The sequence below is a fragment of the Colwellia sp. MB3u-8 genome (assembly GCF_014076985.1).
In the GTDB taxonomy this organism is placed as follows: Bacteria; Pseudomonadota; Gammaproteobacteria; order Enterobacterales; family Alteromonadaceae; genus Cognaticolwellia.
Map to the genome: position 1 here is coordinate 165969 of NZ_JACGVA010000072.1, position 15258 is coordinate 181226.

General features: G+C 38.9%; 12 protein-coding genes. 9 read left to right on the forward strand and 3 right to left on the reverse strand.

Features of this window, described 5'->3' with window-relative positions; genetic code table 11:
* Positions 1 to 100 precede the first annotated feature (100 nt).
* Positions 101 to 946, forward strand: coding sequence for a LysR family transcriptional regulator (locus H4J54_RS16635; RefSeq protein WP_182192113.1), 846 nt, complete (start codon positions 101 to 103; stop codon positions 944 to 946).
* A gap of 188 nt (positions 947 to 1134) precedes the next feature.
* Here H4J54_RS16635 and H4J54_RS16640 read toward each other — a convergent pair whose 3' ends face one another.
* Complete coding sequence (locus H4J54_RS16640; protein WP_182192114.1) at positions 1135 to 2001, reverse strand: LysR substrate-binding domain-containing protein; 867 nt, start codon at positions 1999 to 2001, stop codon at positions 1135 to 1137.
* Between the two features lie 221 nt (positions 2002 to 2222).
* On the opposite strand from H4J54_RS16640, the gene H4J54_RS16645 reads away from it, so the two are divergent.
* The 3 genes from H4J54_RS16645 (at position 2223) to H4J54_RS16655 (ending at position 8161) form a co-directional block, all read left to right on the forward strand.
* Entirely contained in the window at positions 2223 to 3353 is a 1131-nt protein-coding gene (locus tag H4J54_RS16645; protein WP_220464186.1) for an S-(hydroxymethyl)glutathione dehydrogenase/class III alcohol dehydrogenase, read from the forward strand.
* 123 nt (positions 3354 to 3476) lie between these two features.
* On the forward strand, positions 3477 to 4328 hold the full coding sequence (gene fghA / locus H4J54_RS16650) for an S-formylglutathione hydrolase (RefSeq protein ID WP_220464187.1): 852 nt from the start codon (positions 3477 to 3479) through the stop codon (positions 4326 to 4328).
* Positions 4329 to 4705: 377 nt separating this feature from the next.
* Positions 4706 to 8161, forward strand: coding sequence for a M36 family metallopeptidase (locus H4J54_RS16655; protein ID WP_182192115.1), 3456 nt, complete (start codon positions 4706 to 4708; stop codon positions 8159 to 8161).
* Between the two features lie 347 nt (positions 8162 to 8508).
* Here the strand turns inward: H4J54_RS16655 and H4J54_RS16660 are convergent, their stop codons facing one another.
* Entirely contained in the window at positions 8509 to 9168 is a 660-nt protein-coding gene (locus H4J54_RS16660) for a response regulator transcription factor (protein ID WP_182192116.1), read from the reverse strand.
* Positions 9158 to 10564, reverse strand: a complete 1407-nt coding sequence (locus H4J54_RS16665; RefSeq protein ID WP_182192117.1) for a cache domain-containing protein — start codon at positions 10562 to 10564, stop codon at positions 9158 to 9160. Before H4J54_RS16665 ends, H4J54_RS16660 begins: the two co-directional genes overlap by 11 nt.
* Positions 10565 to 10761: 197 nt before the next feature.
* On the opposite strand from H4J54_RS16665, the gene H4J54_RS16670 reads away from it, so the two are divergent.
* The 5 genes from H4J54_RS16670 to H4J54_RS16690 all read left to right on the forward strand — a co-directional run bounded on the left by H4J54_RS16670 (position 10762) and on the right by H4J54_RS16690 (position 15177).
* Positions 10762 to 11841: a TRAP transporter substrate-binding protein gene (locus H4J54_RS16670; protein WP_182192118.1), complete on the forward strand. Its 1080-nt coding sequence runs from the start codon at positions 10762 to 10764 to the stop codon at positions 11839 to 11841.
* 60 nt (positions 11842 to 11901) lie between these two features.
* Positions 11902 to 12423, forward strand: a complete 522-nt coding sequence (locus H4J54_RS16675) for a TRAP transporter small permease subunit (protein WP_182192119.1) — start codon at positions 11902 to 11904, stop codon at positions 12421 to 12423.
* A complete protein-coding gene (locus tag H4J54_RS16680; protein ID WP_182192120.1) occupies positions 12420 to 13700 on the forward strand; it encodes a TRAP transporter large permease subunit in 1281 nt (426 codons plus the stop codon). The genes H4J54_RS16675 and H4J54_RS16680 overlap by 4 nt, the downstream gene beginning before the upstream one ends.
* 42 nt (positions 13701 to 13742) lie before the next feature.
* Entirely contained in the window at positions 13743 to 14501 is a 759-nt protein-coding gene (locus H4J54_RS16685) for a sulfite exporter TauE/SafE family protein (RefSeq protein WP_182192121.1), read from the forward strand.
* A gap of 259 nt (positions 14502 to 14760) precedes the next feature.
* A complete protein-coding gene (locus H4J54_RS16690) occupies positions 14761 to 15177 on the forward strand; it encodes a GFA family protein (RefSeq protein WP_182192122.1) in 417 nt (138 codons plus the stop codon).
* The last annotated feature ends 81 nt before the right edge of the window (positions 15178 to 15258 follow it).

Sequence of the window (15258 nt, forward strand, 5' to 3'; positions counted from 1 at the left end):
GTGATGTAAATATTGAACTAGAGTGTATAGTCAGCTCCTAAAATAATAAAACGCAATATTTTGACCTCTTTAATCAAAATATTTGATTAAAGAGGGTTTTATGAAATTTGAACTATTAACAACATTTTTGGAAGTAAGCCGAACATTACATTTTAGAATAGCCTCAGAAAATCTTTTTATTACTCAGTCGGCGGTCAGTGCGCGTATAAAGTTATTAGAAGATGATCTGGGTGTTTTGCTGTTTGATCGTAGCCATAAACATTTAAAGTTGACGACTGAAGGTCTTCGACTCATAAAACATGCCAATGAAATTCTTTTTATGTGGCAAAAAACCAAGCACGATGTCGGTGTAGTCGAGCATGATGCACAGCAACTTGCCATCGGTTCGTTAAACTCTATCTGGGATATTGTCTTGCAAGGTTGGTTGCAAAAAATTCACCGTAATTTAGACAGTGTTAGTTTATTTACTAGTACCTATTCGCCAATGGAGTTAAGAAAAAATGTTATTGGCCGAGTGGTAGATCTTGCGTTTTTATTTGAACCACCATTTATCGAAGATTTAGTCACCGAGAAAGTAGCCACAGTGCCACTGCATTTAGTAACCACAGATCCTGAACACATTGAAGGCATGCATGTCGATAATTATATTATGGTGGATTATGGTGAGTCGGTAAATACCCAGCATATGCGTGAATTTCAGCATGCTCCACCTGCAAAACACTTCATGAGTCAGCCTCGAATCGCCTTAAATTATATTTTACAAGCGGGGGGAAGTGCACACTTGCCTCGGCAAATGACTTTTGAACATGTTGAAGCGAATAAGTTGTTTGTTGTTGAAAGTGCGCCGGTTTATCATCGTGAAATATTTGCTGTGTACCTAGCGAAAAGTCAAAAAACCGAGGTTATTAAGCAAGTGATAGATTTATTTCCCAACATACATTTTTAGAGTAATCGCATTTTTAGCAAAGCTAGCTCCATAGAAAAGTTAAAGCTTAATCTGCCGTTATTACATAGGTTGCTTTTTGTCATGACAGGGCTATTTAGTTGTTAGCACTGTTGTTTAGGTATGTTTAGCTATGTTTAGTTATTTATAGCGAATGAATATCATTAAACCACTGTGAAAAACCCAACAGATTACACTAACTGCTCAGCCAAGTAGTCCACCAGTAGCCTTATTCTGGGGGATAAATGACGATTTTGCGGGTAAACTGCCCATATACCTTCATCAAGAGCACGATAATTATCTAATAAAGAGACGAGTTCACCACTTTGTAGGTGTTGCTGCACATAATAATCGGGTAATTGCACTATGCCTAAGCCTTTGAGTGCGGCATCGGTTAAACTATGACCACTGTTATAGCGTAATCGACCTTTGACGCGGACACTTTTTTCTTTGTTTAATTCTCTAAAGTGCCAATAATCGGCTGTGCTCAATAAACAGTTGTGTTTATTGAGCTCTGATATAGAGTGGGGTATGCCATGACTGTCGAGATAACGTGGCGAGGCACAAACATAGTTGATTCGTGTACCTAATTTTTTTGCCATCATCGACGAATCACTTAATTTGCCAAGACGAATAGCTAAATCATAACCATCTTCGGCTAAGTCAATTTTTCGGTTACTTAAGTAAGCCGATACTTCAACATCGCTATAGCGCTTTACAAAATTATTCACTAGCGGCAATATTTGTTTTTCACCATAGGTTACTGGTGCGGTTAGTTTAATTTTACCTTGAGGTTTTGATTGCAGATTGGTGATTGCACGCTCTGCCGCGTCTAAGCCATCAAGTACGCTACGACAGTGTTGATAAAAAACCCGTCCTTCTTCTGTTAAAGAGACTTTGCGGGTAGTACGGTAAAATAACTTTATATTTAGGCGCTTTTCTAAAGCACTTATTTGACGGCTTACTTGCGCTGTTGATATGGCCATTTTTTTTGAGGCCAGTGTGAAGCTCTCATTTTCGGCGACATATACAAATTCGCTAATCCCTTCCCATTGCATAATTGTTACCTATATGTACAAATATTTTAATAAATTATTATATTATCATTTTTTAAGAAACAATTATAATAGTCGTCAGTAATACCCAATTACTGCTGTTATTGTTACCATTTGGTAAAAGTGAATTGTAATCTAGTGGTATTATCATGCCTAAAAGAATGTATTAAACTACAGGTAATAGTCAAAGTAGAAATATCTATCAATTGAAGGTGAGCATAAATATGTCAGACAAGTTTATTAAATCAAAAGCGGCTATCGCTTGGGGACCTAAGCAAGCATTATCCATCGAAGAAGTCGATGTGATGTTACCGCGCAAAGGCGAAGTGCTAGTAAAGGTTATCGCCTCAGGCGTATGTCATACCGATGCATTTACGCTTTCAGGAGAAGATCCAGAAGGAATTTTTCCGGTTATTTTAGGCCACGAAGGTGGTGGCGTTGTTGAACAAATTGGTGAAGGTGTTACTAGCGTACAAGTGGGCGATCATGTTATCCCTTTATACACACCAGAATGTGGTGAATGTAAATTTTGTTTATCGGGGAAAACCAACCTTTGTCAAAAAATTCGCGAAACTCAAGGTAAAGGGCTAATGCCTGATGGCACTACGCGTTTTTATAAAGACGGCCAACCCATTTTTCATTATATGGGCTGTTCTACCTTCTCTGAATACACGGTATTACCTGAGATTTCTTTAGCGAAAGTGAATAAAACTGCACCATTAGAAGAAGTTTGCCTATTAGGTTGCGGCGTTACTACGGGTATGGGCGCTGTGATGAATACGGCGAAAGTTGAAGAGGGCGCAACCGTTGCTATCTTTGGTCTTGGCGGTATTGGTTTATCGGCAGTTATTGGCTCAACTATGGCGAAAGCGAGCCGTATTATTGCGATTGATATTAACGAAAGTAAGTTTGAGTTAGCCAGAAAACTCGGTGCTACTGATTGTATTAATCCGAAAGATTACGATAAGCCGATTCAAGACGTGATTGTTGAATTAACGGATGGCGGCGTTGATTACTCGTTTGAATGTGTCGGTAACGTCGACTTAATGCGCTCTGCTTTAGAGTGTTGTCATAAAGGTTGGGGTGAGTCAGTCGTTATTGGTGTTGCCGGTGCAGGGCAAGAGATAAAAACCCGTCCGTTCCAACTTGTGACTGGGCGAGTATGGAGAGGATCGGCATTTGGCGGTGTTAAAGGCCGTACAGAGTTACCAGATTATGTAGAACGTTATTTAGCGGGTGAATTCAAATTAAGTGATTTTATTACTCATACTATGGCACTTGAAGATATTAATGATGCCTTTGAGTTGATGCACAAAGGCGAAAGTATTCGCAGTGTTATTCACTTTGATAAATAAGCTTGATTTTAATCGCTGTGACTTATCTTAAAAAGAAATTGCGATTTATCTTAATATAATTTTTACCCCCTTTTTGCAGTATAAGCTGTAAGCACAAAAGGGGGTAATATGGTGAGGTGTACCATGACAATTGAGCATTTAATAGAAAATATCAGTGTAAACAAAAGCTTTGGTGGCTGGCAGAAACAATATAGCCATCAATCTAAAATCTTGAATTGTACTATGCGCTTTGCTATTTACCTGCCGCCGCAAGTATCAAACGGCGAAAAAGTACCTGTGTTGTATTGGCTTTCAGGCTTAACATGCAGTGATGAAAACTTTATGCAAAAAGCCGGTGCACAGCGTATAGCGGCCGAATTAGGTATGGCTATTGTTGCGCCAGATACTAGCCCTCGCGGCGAGGGTGTTGCCGATGATGAAGGTTATGATTTGGGTCAAGGCGCAGGCTTTTATGTCAATGCCACCCAAGCACCTTGGAATCGTCATTACCAGATGTACGATTATGTGGTTAATGAATTACCCACCATTATTGAAGCCGCATTTCCCGTATCAGATCAACGGGCTATTAGTGGCCATTCCATGGGCGGACACGGCGCATTAACCATTGGCATGTTAAACCCTGAACGTTATAGTTCAATGTCAGCGTTTAGCCCTATTTGTAATCCAGTGCAATCGCCTTGGGGTAAAAAAGCTTTTACCGCTTACTTAGGCAAAGACCGAACCACATGGCGCAACCATGATGCTAGTGAATTAATGCGCAAAGCGACAGCGTTTATTCCGGCTAAAGTTGACCAAGGTGGCGCGGATGACTTTCTTAGCGAGCAGTTAGCACCTGAAGCATTAGAGGCGGCGGCAAAGCTTAGTGGTTATCCATTAGAGCTGAATATTCAAGACGGTTATGACCATAGCTATTATTTTATCTCATCATTTATTGAACAGCACCTGCGCTTCCATGCTCAGCATTTAGCTAAATAGTACTTAGCTTAATCGCTCTTTACTGCCTAGCACTTTAATAAATAACACCATTAAGGCTGTCTGTCGCACGATTTGACGGTCTTTTTTCTTACTTTATTTAACTTAACTTTAGCTAAAGATACTGACGTTTTTTTCTTAAACTTTAAAGACAGGCATTAATATCATGGCAGCCGCGGGTTAAAAATATGAATAATGAGTACTAGGGGTTTTTACCTAGCTTGCATAGGTAGAACAACTGATTAACCTTTGTTAAAAAAATGGGCAATCTAGTTAAGTAAATTACTTTCTTACCCATAAAGCGCTCTTGAACGTGGTGACTGCCGATTTATCGTCTAGCTTTCTCGTTTATAGAGGCAATAAATATAAAGGTTGTTAAGATGAAAACTACATTACTCTCTAGCGCTATTGCATTTGCACTTGCAGTACCCTTCTCAGTTTTACCTGTTGACGCTTATGCTTTAGCGATCACGGACAGTGTTCAAGCGAATAAAATATTAAATTTTGATCTTGCTGGCATACCAACACTTAATCAACTTCAAGATACAGCGTTTACTAACTTGATGGCATTGAGTACTTCACAAGCCAAAGCGATTAGTCAATTTAAAGCGTCGAATCCCAATACACAGGTTAGGGTTAACGAAATGACCGGAACAGTCAATGCCATGATAGGTATGACAATTAAGACTTCTGGTAATTCGGTAGAAAATATGGCGCGCAACTTTATTGCCGACCATCAAGCTATTTTTGAAGGTTTGACTAACGATCAATTACAATTTAATGCCAATCGTTCAAAACCCGCTTTAGGTGGCCAAGTGGTTCGTTTTGAACAAGTGGTTAATGGCATTAAAGTTGAAGGTAATGGTGTTGGTGTTGTTATCGATGCAGAGAATAATGTTCGTGGTGTTATGGGGCCTTATCAAAAAGCCTTTAATCTTACTAGCCAACCAGAGCTTACTCCTGAAGCGGCGGTATTAGCGGCAAGTCAAAATTTATTACCATTTCAAAAAGATATTCCAGCGGCGGCATTAGATGTTTTAACTCCAGCATTTGAAACTATTGCGACTAAACTAGGTGTATTTAAAACGCCTATGCCTGAGTTGCGCTTTGTACAAACAGGTGAAGGACATAGTTTAGTTTGGCAGTTTTATTACTACTCAACTAATCCCTTTGGTGTTTTCAAATATATGGTTGATGCGCAATCTGGCGAAGTACTTTATCGTGAAGATCAAGTTCGTACCGCAGAAGGTGGTGAACCTAGGGATCAATATGCCGATTATTTCCCAACTTTCCCACCGATCACACCTGAGTTACAAGACAATTGTGAAATTGTTGATGAAGACGGTGGTTTAACAGGAACACCTGAGGGTTTACTACGCATTAAATTAAGAAAGTTTGATGAGACAAACCGAGTGAGCGGTATCCAAGGTGTGTTGTCAGGTAAGCATGCCCTTATCGGAAGCGCCTTACCAACGAGCTCGCCATTTGCCCAAGCAGCTTTAGGCACATATTATTTTGATCGTGATGAAGCGCCAATATCTGGCCGCGTAGATGAAAAAGATCATACCACAGGTGAAAAAGTACATTTTGATGGCATCAGCCAGTTTATTTATATTACTAATTTATTAGAATATTTGGATTACTTACACAAAGAGGGTGATGCGGTTCATAAGCGTGGTTTTGGTAATAGTAGTGGTAGCTTTCCGGATCAATACCCCAATGAGTCAACACCATTAGTGGGCGTTGTTCATATTCCAAATGTTTTAGATGCTCCACAAGACCCTAGCGACCCTGAGTTCTTAGCCGACTTGTTAAATTTAGATAATGCCTTTGCTGTACCCCTTTCACAGGATGTTAATGGTGAAGAAGTTGTGGTTAACCCAACCTTTTATGGTCATGGTAATCTTTTTAATAACCTAGCATTAGATTTTAGTGTGCCTGTGCATGAAGGTACGCATGCGACTATCACTCCGATTGCCGGTTTTGAAGGTAGTCCAGAAGGGGGTGCTTTAAACGAAGGGCAAGCGGATTTATGGGCTTATACCATAGGTGAAACTCCTGATTTAGGTACTTATCCCGTTAATTCTTGTAAATTAAGAGATGTATTGCGTGAAGCTAATGTTGACCCAGACTCTTTTGAGTATATTCGAAGTGGTCAAAGTCAATTACGCTATTCACAATTAGGTACACGCGGTAACACCTTTGAAGTGCACAGAGACGGTGAGATATATGCTGGTGCAATGTGGGATTTACGTGAGTTGATGCTAGTGATGTATCCAGCTAATGACTTTTTACGCCCTGACCCTGTGACCGGTGAAGCAACACAAGTCGCTAGCTTAGGTAAAGAAACTTGGGAGCGTATCTTTTTAGGCTCAATGTATGTTTTAGGGGTAAGTGCACCCGATACTTTTGTTAAAGCCCGTGATGCGGCACTGATTGCTGACGCTATGTTATACCCAGTAAACTCAGGGGATGCAAAATCTTTAGGTGCGCATCATGCCATTATTGAGCGTATATTTGCTGCTCGTGAATTAGGTAAAAACGCACAAGCGCCACTTGGCGGCGTACAAATGATTTCTACCGCGGTAAGTGACTTTACTGCTGGTCAAGAAGCCCCAGTAACGCCACAAAATATTATGGCAAACATTGTTAATCAAGACAGCATTAATGTCAGCTGGGATAGTGTTGATGATGTTATTGGTTATCAAGTATTAAAACGTAAAGGTAACAACTCAGGGCGTTTATTTGCGGGTGTAGCTGGCCGTGAATATATCGACGGTGACTTAAGTTCAAATGGCTATACCCATGTAGAATTTGTTACAGAAACTAGCTACCTTGATAATGGTCAAGGCTTTGGTCGCGGCGCAGGTCAAGGCATTGAAGCATTTGATTTTCAATATGTTGTACGTGCTATTAAAACGAACGCCACTGGGCAAGTAGGTTTTTCTGACTTATCAGGTACTGCAAAAACTACACTTGCAGCGAAAAATGTTACTGACGATGTACCAGCAAGAATCAGTAATGTGACTTTCTCACTTAGCGAGTTTGCTTTTGACAACATCTTAACTAACAATGGCTCACAAGCGCTATTCGGTCCTATCAACTTTGATATTGTGTCGATTAGTAGCCCGAACGTAACAGTTAATAATGCTGATAATGATGGTACGGGTCAACGCGGTGATAGAGCACGTTTTATTTACAATGAAGCGCTAGCAATAGGTATGGATTCAAGCGATCGTAATTTGAGCTTTGCTAATCCATTAGCTGAGATGTTTACTTTCAAAGCTAAAGTGTTCGCTAAAATAGAAGGGCAATCACGTGCTGCTAATGGTAGCCAAGCTTCAAATGATACATCAGAAGCAGCTGAACGAGCAGTGGTTTTCCATGCGATTTCTGAGCTGAAAGGTTTAGTTGCTGTAGGTACAACTGATGTATTAGTCGCTGATGGTGTAGATTATGTTGATGTTAAGTTCACTGCACTACACAGTGCGACAAGTGCGATAGCAAACTTAAGCGCAGATACTGACGTGGGTGGTGCTTACCCAGACCTTGATTTCTCAATGCTTGATAGCGATGGCAATGTATTATCGACCTCTGGTAATTTAGGCGCCTCTGAGCAAGTGGGTAGTACGGTTGTTGGTGGTGGTACTTACATCTTACGTGTCAAAGGTTATGCTAATGGTCCAACACAATTTACTATTTTGCTCGACCAAATGGTCACTGATGCCTCTGATGAAAGTAACAAAACAAGTGAAGCAAGTTCATCTACAGCCAATGGCATTGAAGTTGTAGAGTTTATGGTGAATCCACTCAATGGTACTATCATTAAACTGTAAAGCTTAACGTTAGTTACAAGTAATAGCCCATTAATGATTTAATGGGCTATTTTTTTGTTGTAAGGGTCAACTAAAAATGGAGAGTATTTAAGCCCTGTAACGCATTTTTTTTAACTACCAAGTTTAAATAATATCTTTCAAACGGTCTTCGAATTCAATCATAAATCGATAATTTTTTTGACAGGTTAACTTTACGATAGCAGGAGTGTTTCATTGCCTAGTATCTTTCGGGGCAAAGCTAATGAACATCTGCATTAAATCTACTGATGACAATTAACAACGCAGTGTTTTTTAGCTTATATTTGCTCTTTTACAACCTATTATGCGCTATCTTCTGAATCCTCTTCTCATTCTCCTTCTTTATTAATTAAGCCATGGTTAATAGCAAAGCGAACAAGATCAGCCAGTGATTCTATATTGAGTTTAGCCTTTATATTACGACGATGAGCTTCAACTGTACGAAAGCTTATGTCGAGCTTTTTAGCGATATCTTTACTGGAAAATCCTTGTGCAACAAATGAGAGAATAACTTGCTCACGTGTGGTTAACTTATCGTTTTCCATTTTCAATGGACTTTCTTGTAACATTTTTGCAATCGAGCTACTAAAGTGGGTATTACCTTTGGTGACCGCTTTTATAGCAAAATAAACTTCCTCTGATGATGTGTCTTTTAATACATAACCTGAAGCGCCCGCTTGAATGGCGCTGTGAACAAACTCAGAACTATTATGCATAGTAAAAATTAACACTTTAGTATCGGGCAACTGCTCGGTAATAATCTCTGTTGCATCAATACCATTCATGAATGGCATACTGACATCCATCAAGATAACATTGGGTTTGAGCTCTTTAGCTTTATTTAGCGCATCTTTACCGTCATGGGCTACGCCTATGACTTCGATATCATCGTAATAAGCCAGACAAGCAGACAATCCCCCTTGAACCATAGGGTGATCATCGACTAATAAAACTGATATTTTTGCTTGTTGTTTATTATCATGTATCATTTTGTTTTACTGCTCGATTTAAGTGGTTAAAATAATTTGCAAAACTTTTCGTTGGAATTTTAACGGTTATTTCAGTGCCGGTTTTGGATGAGCTTATATGAAATTTACCCCGCTGATATTCAACACGTTCAGCCAAGTTTCTTAAGCCAATACCTGAGTGCTTTTTTTTCTTTATCGCGTTTACGTCAAAGCCTACACCATCATCTTTTATACTCAAGGTTAGCCAAGTTTGTTGTATTGAAATGTCAATTAATACGCATCTAGCGTCAGCATGTTTTTTAATATTGGTGAGTGACTCTTGCACCACCCGGTAAAGCGTAGTATTAATAAAATCAGGTAGCAGTTTTTTTAATGATGGTTTGCTGACTTTTATCTCAATATTGGTTTGTTTAGCGAAATCGCGACTCAGGTTTTCAATGGCGGCTGACAAACCTAGCTCGTCTAATATTTGGGGATGCATATGATGAGATATTCTTCGCACTTCGTGGATAGCAAAGCCTAAGTTATCTTCCGCCTGTTTCAGTGATGTTGGCTTTTCTTGTTTGTTTTTTCGAAGAAAAAAAGTAGTGGCTTCAAGCGAATATTTAATTGAAATTAAGGTTTGAATAATACCATCATGTAACTCTCTTGAAATATGCCGGTTTTCTTCTTCTTGCACATCAATGATCCGTTGACCTAATTCACTAATTTTTGCTTCAGCTCTTTTTTTATGACTTAGATTAACGGCAAGGCCAAATAAAAATATAAAAAATATCGAAGAAAGCGCCACAATCAAAATAATTTTTTTGGTATAATTAATATGTAAATCAATCTCTTGATGTAAGTTGTTCAGTTGTGAGTAAACGTCATCTAAATAGACCCCAGTGCCTAACATCCATTGCCATTTATCAATGTAAACAGAATAGCCCAATTTGGGCGCGTTCACTTTTCCTGACGGTTTAAGCCAGTCATAGCGATAAAATCCTCCGCCAGCATGAGCATTCGCCAATAAAACTTGAATAATTTTATCGCCATTTTCACCTTCTAAATCCCACCAACTTTCCCCAACTCTATCCGGCTGTTTAGGGTGAACAATGGCGATGGCTTTATCATCATAAATAAAAAAATAGCCATCATCTCCGTTGTATAGCATATTTTTAAAGATGTTTGCCACCGCAACTTTAACCAGGTCTTTTTTATCTTCTGATAACTCAGCCATATGTTCGACCGATGAAAGTGCAATGGCAATATAGTTTTTTAATTCTTGTTCTTTTTGGGTAATAAGGAAAGTTTCCAGTGTTTTAACATTGAGATCAGACAATTCACGATATTGACTAGAAACGAAATAATAGATAATAAAAGAGGTTAAAATAACCTGAATTATGGCAAGATAAAACATCCGTAATGGCATTCTCATTTCAACAGCCTTTATTAATATCAAGATAAAAAATTTAATCATCGCAAAATTAGCACTAACTTTCTATCACAGATAAATAGTTAGGTAGTAATACCTAGTAAAGAAGTCTAATACTTACTTACGGACTATTATGTAAAAATTGATTACTTACGCAACAATGGGTTGTTTAAAATAGACTAATAGGTGGAAAGGTGAACATGTTAAAAACCTCAATACTAAAAGTATTATTCATTGCGTCAGTTGCATTCTCTGGATTTGCAAATGCTGATGCTGACGATAACAAAAAATACCGATGGAAATTAGCAGAAACGTGGGGGCCTAATTTTCCTATATTTGGTGACGCTTCAAAAAATATGGCTCGTTTAGTTGACGAAATGTCAAATGGGCGATTAACCATTCGCATTGATTCTTCAAACAGACACAAGTCAGCCTTTGGTATTTTCGATTTTGTTAAAAATGGTCAATATCAAATGGGACATTCGGCATCATATTATTGGAAAGGGAAAGACTTTAATACCATGTTTTTCACTACGCTTCCTTTTGGTATGACGGCACCTGAGCAATATGCTTGGTTCTACCATGGCGGCGGCATGGAATTAATGAAGTCGGTATATGACAAACACGGCATCATGTCATTTCCGGGCGGTAATACCGGTAATCAAATGGGCGGTTGGTTCCGTAAAGAAATTAATAGTGTTGAAGATCTTCAAGGCTTAAAAATGCGCATTCCTGGCTTTGCTGGTGAGGTACTTGCTAAGCTAGGGGCTAAACCGACCAATATTCCTTCTGCCGAACTCTATACGGCGCTAGAAAGAAATACGATTGACGCATTAGAATGGGTTGGCCCATCGCTTGATCTTAGAATGGGTTTTCATAAAATAGCGCCTTATTATTATACTGGCTGGCATGAACCTGCGACAGAACTTCAGTTTATGGTTAATCCAGAAGCTTATAATTCATTACCTGAAGACTTGCAAAAAATTCTAACGGCAGCAATGAAATTGGCCGCTTACGATATGTACATTCAGTCGATGCATGAAAGTGGTAAAAATTTGGCGACTATTCAAGAAGATTACCCTCATGTGAAAATTAGATCGTTTCCAAAACCTGTTATGGCAGCAATTAAGCAAGCAAACGATGAACTTTTGCTAGAAGCAGCGAAGAAAGATCCTAAAACAAAAGAAATTTTAGATTCAATTTCTAGCTATCAGAAACAAGTACGTGCCTGGACTAACTTTTCAGACCGCGCTTACCTCGATAACTTTGATTCGAAATAATTCACTTCTAACCATCACACACATACCTAGCCGCCATTGTTAGGTATGTGTGGAGACAACATGAATACTTTAATTAACCTATTAAGAAAAATCATTGATACGGTAGGAAACCTATGTAGCCTGCTGATGGTATTGATGATTTTAAATGTTTTCTATGACGTGGTATTACGATACTTTTTCAATGACGTCAGTATTGGTATGCAAGAACTTGAATGGCATTTTTTTGCTGCAATGTTTATGTTCGGTATCGGATACACCCTTAAAGAAGACGCACATGTCAGGGTAGACATAATCTATGATCAATTATCCAGCAAGAAAAAAGCCATCATTAATCTTGTTGGATCTCTGCTATTAGCGCTGCCATTTGCTTGTGTATTAATCTATTTTGGTTGGCATTATAGTTATGAAGCTTATGCTATTGGTGAAGGTAGTGGCGACCCTGGTGGCCTGCCACATCGCTGGATAATACGCAGCGTTATTCCCATTTCTTCGCTATTTTTAGTGCTTTGCATTACCTATGTAGTGTTAACTCAAATGAGAGCATTAATGACTAAACCCAATTTTAAAGAGGCACAAAAATGACTGGAATAGTTTTATTTGCCGTAGCGTTAATGTTCCTGTTTTTTGGCTATTCAGTTGCTTTTACCTTTGCGGGTATCTCCCTTCTTGTTGGCGTTATCAGCCTAGGAACAGATCTGTTCGCCTTTATGCCATACCGCATCATGAGCATTATGGAAAATACCACGCTAATGGCTATTCCAATGTTTATTTTCATGGGTATTGTTTTACAAAAAACAGGCCTTGCTGAAAAATTATTAGAGTCTTCGGCAAAATTATTTGGTCAGGTAGCGGGTGGCTTGGCTATTTCAACCATTATCGTTGGAGCACTATTAGCGGCATCAACAGGTGTTGTTGGTGCAAGCGTTGTGGCGATGGGAGTGATATCTCTACCGGTAATGTTAAAAAATAATTATCATCAACCAACCGCTACTGGCGTTATTTGCGCCTCAGGTACCTTAGGACAAATTATTCCCCCCTCAATTATTTTGATTATATTGGGTGATGTGATGGGTGTGCCTGTGGGAGATTTGTTTAAAGCGGCGATATTGCCAGGCTTTTTGTTGATCTTGATGTATACGCTTTACATTCTTGTGCTAGGAAAAATAAAACCAGAATTTTGTCCACCTATGATAGTGACAGAAAGTAAGCGGGAATTATTAATTCAAGCCCTGAAAGATATTGTGCCGCCAATGCTATTAATTATCACAGTGTTGGGGTCAATATTTGGCGGCATTGCTACGCCAACAGAGTCATCGGCCATAGGGGCTGTTGGCGCGGTTATATTGGCGACATGCTATGGTAAGTTTTCTTTTAAAATGATCAATGACGTTTCAAAAGAGTCGGTAAAAGTGAGTTCTATGATCTTTGCTGTGCTGCTGGGCGCCACGGCTTTTTCAATGGTTTTTACCTACTCAGGCAGTGACTTTATCGTTGAAGACTTTTTTATGGATCTTCCTGGTGGTCAATGGACATTTATATTATCTGCAATGGTGGCGATATTAATACTGGGTTTTTTCATTGATTTTATTGAAATTGCTTTTTTAGTTGTGCCAATTTTAACCCCCATTGCCATGGCATTAGATATTGACTTAATTTGGTTTGCTATTCTTATTACGATGAATTTGCAAACATCATTTTTAACCCCGCCGTTTGGCTTTAGTCTGTTTTACTTAAAGGGGGTCGCTCCTAAATCAATAAAAACGCTAACCATATACAAAGGTGTGATTCCTTTTATCCTAATGCAATTAGTTATTTTATCGCTAGTTTTATTGTTACCTGGATACCTGATCATTACATAACAGTTAGCGAGTTCACTATAGAGAACTAAAGGACTTATCTGAGTGAGTGAATATTGGTTTTATTTATTACTGACAATAACAGGATTTATTGCGGGAATTATCAACACATTAGCAGGGGGAGGCTCTAACTTAACTCTCCCTGCATTAATGATAATGGGTATGCCTGCTGACATAGCTAACGCGACTAACCGAGTGGGTGTGCTGTTACAATCAGTGTCAGGCATTGCCGGTTTTAAGAAATATAACAAGTTAGCAAGCCACGATTTACCTGCCATTTTAAGTTTAACTATACTGGGTGGTGTATTTGGTGCATTGGCTGCGTTGGTGATGTCAGCGCAAACCCTTAAATATGTGCTACTTGGCTCAATGATCGCTATGTCGTTGGTGATGATTTTGTTCCCTAGTATAATATTACCCAATGTTGAAACAGCCCCTAAACTTGTCCGTTCAACACCTAGCTCATGGTTAATACTGTTTATTTCGGGCTTTTATGGCGGATTAATACAAGCAGGTGTGGGTTTTATCCTGCTGTTTGCCCTTGCTGGCTCTCTTCATTATGATTTAGTGCGAGCCAATGCTTTAAAATTAGTGTGTACGCTAGCATTTACCTTAAGCGCTTTAGGCATTTTTATTTATCAAGACTTAATTCTTTGGTTACCGGGCCTAGCATTGGCCTTGGGCAATATCATAGGCGCTTGGATGGCGGTTAAAATATCAATAAACATAGAACCTAAGTTATTGAAAATATTTATACTAATAATGACATTATTGGCGTGCGCTGCAGTGCTGTATCTAGATTAGCATGCAGTAACACTATGATATATAAAAGGTAACGCCATAAGTTTGAGCGTTTAATGAGTAATAGAATGCTAGATCAGTTATTACTTGTCCTCCATGTACTTTAAATAAAAAAATTAGACCTACGAATGCATGTCAGTATTATTATGAGTACACTTACTGTCGATAAAGTGTCGATAAAGTGTCGATAAAGTGTCAAAAAATGTGTCGAACAAGCATTAAACCTTTAGCGGCATTGCTATGAATGAGGAATAATTAGCGTATGAAATATCCGATTAAAGGCTCCTGCCAGTGTGGGCAAGTAACATACAAACTGTATGAACCACCTAGTAGGGTGTGGGCTTGTTATTGCACAGAATGCCAAAAGCTCTCTACTAGCCCATTTAGTGTTACTGCCATTATTGCGTCAAATGCTATTGAGTTCGAAGGGGATTTAAATGAATGGAGTAGAATCGCCGATAGTGGTAACAGAAATAACGCAAAGTTTTGCTCAACTTGCGGGAATAGAGTTTATCATTACAACCCAGATGACTTAAGCACGATCAAATTAAAATTAAAACCAATCAGTTTAGCAGACGCCACTATATTTAAACCATCGGCTCATGTTTGGGTAAGTGAAAAGCTCAGTTGGTGCCAGATCCCCCGTGGAGCTAAAACATTCGAAAAACAACCTTTTTAGATTTATCCAACCAGGCGCAACTTATGCTCTAACGTGGTTAACCATGAGGGTAATATTCCTAATGCTTGGGCTATACATCAT

Coding starts and splice junctions, on each gene's coding strand:
- H4J54_RS16660 (WP_182192116.1), bottom strand. CDS start 9,168: ATGATACATGATAATAAACAACAAGCAAAAATATCAGTTTTATTAGTC.
- H4J54_RS16665 (WP_182192117.1), bottom strand. CDS start 10,564: ATGAGAATGCCATTACGGATGTTTTATCTTGCCATAATTCAGGTTATT.
- H4J54_RS16645 (WP_220464186.1), top strand. CDS start 2,223: ATGTCAGACAAGTTTATTAAATCAAAAGCGGCTATCGCTTGGGGACCT.
- fghA (WP_220464187.1), top strand. CDS start 3,477: ATGACAATTGAGCATTTAATAGAAAATATCAGTGTAAACAAAAGCTTT.
- H4J54_RS16635 (WP_182192113.1), top strand. CDS start 101: ATGAAATTTGAACTATTAACAACATTTTTGGAAGTAAGCCGAACATTA.
- H4J54_RS16670 (WP_182192118.1), top strand. CDS start 10,762: ATGTTAAAAACCTCAATACTAAAAGTATTATTCATTGCGTCAGTTGCA.
- H4J54_RS16655 (WP_182192115.1), top strand. CDS start 4,706: ATGAAAACTACATTACTCTCTAGCGCTATTGCATTTGCACTTGCAGTA.
- H4J54_RS16640 (WP_182192114.1), bottom strand. CDS start 2,001: ATGCAATGGGAAGGGATTAGCGAATTTGTATATGTCGCCGAAAATGAG.
- H4J54_RS16690 (WP_182192122.1), top strand. CDS start 14,761: ATGAAATATCCGATTAAAGGCTCCTGCCAGTGTGGGCAAGTAACATAC.
- H4J54_RS16675 (WP_182192119.1), top strand. CDS start 11,902: ATGAATACTTTAATTAACCTATTAAGAAAAATCATTGATACGGTAGGA.
- H4J54_RS16680 (WP_182192120.1), top strand. CDS start 12,420: ATGACTGGAATAGTTTTATTTGCCGTAGCGTTAATGTTCCTGTTTTTT.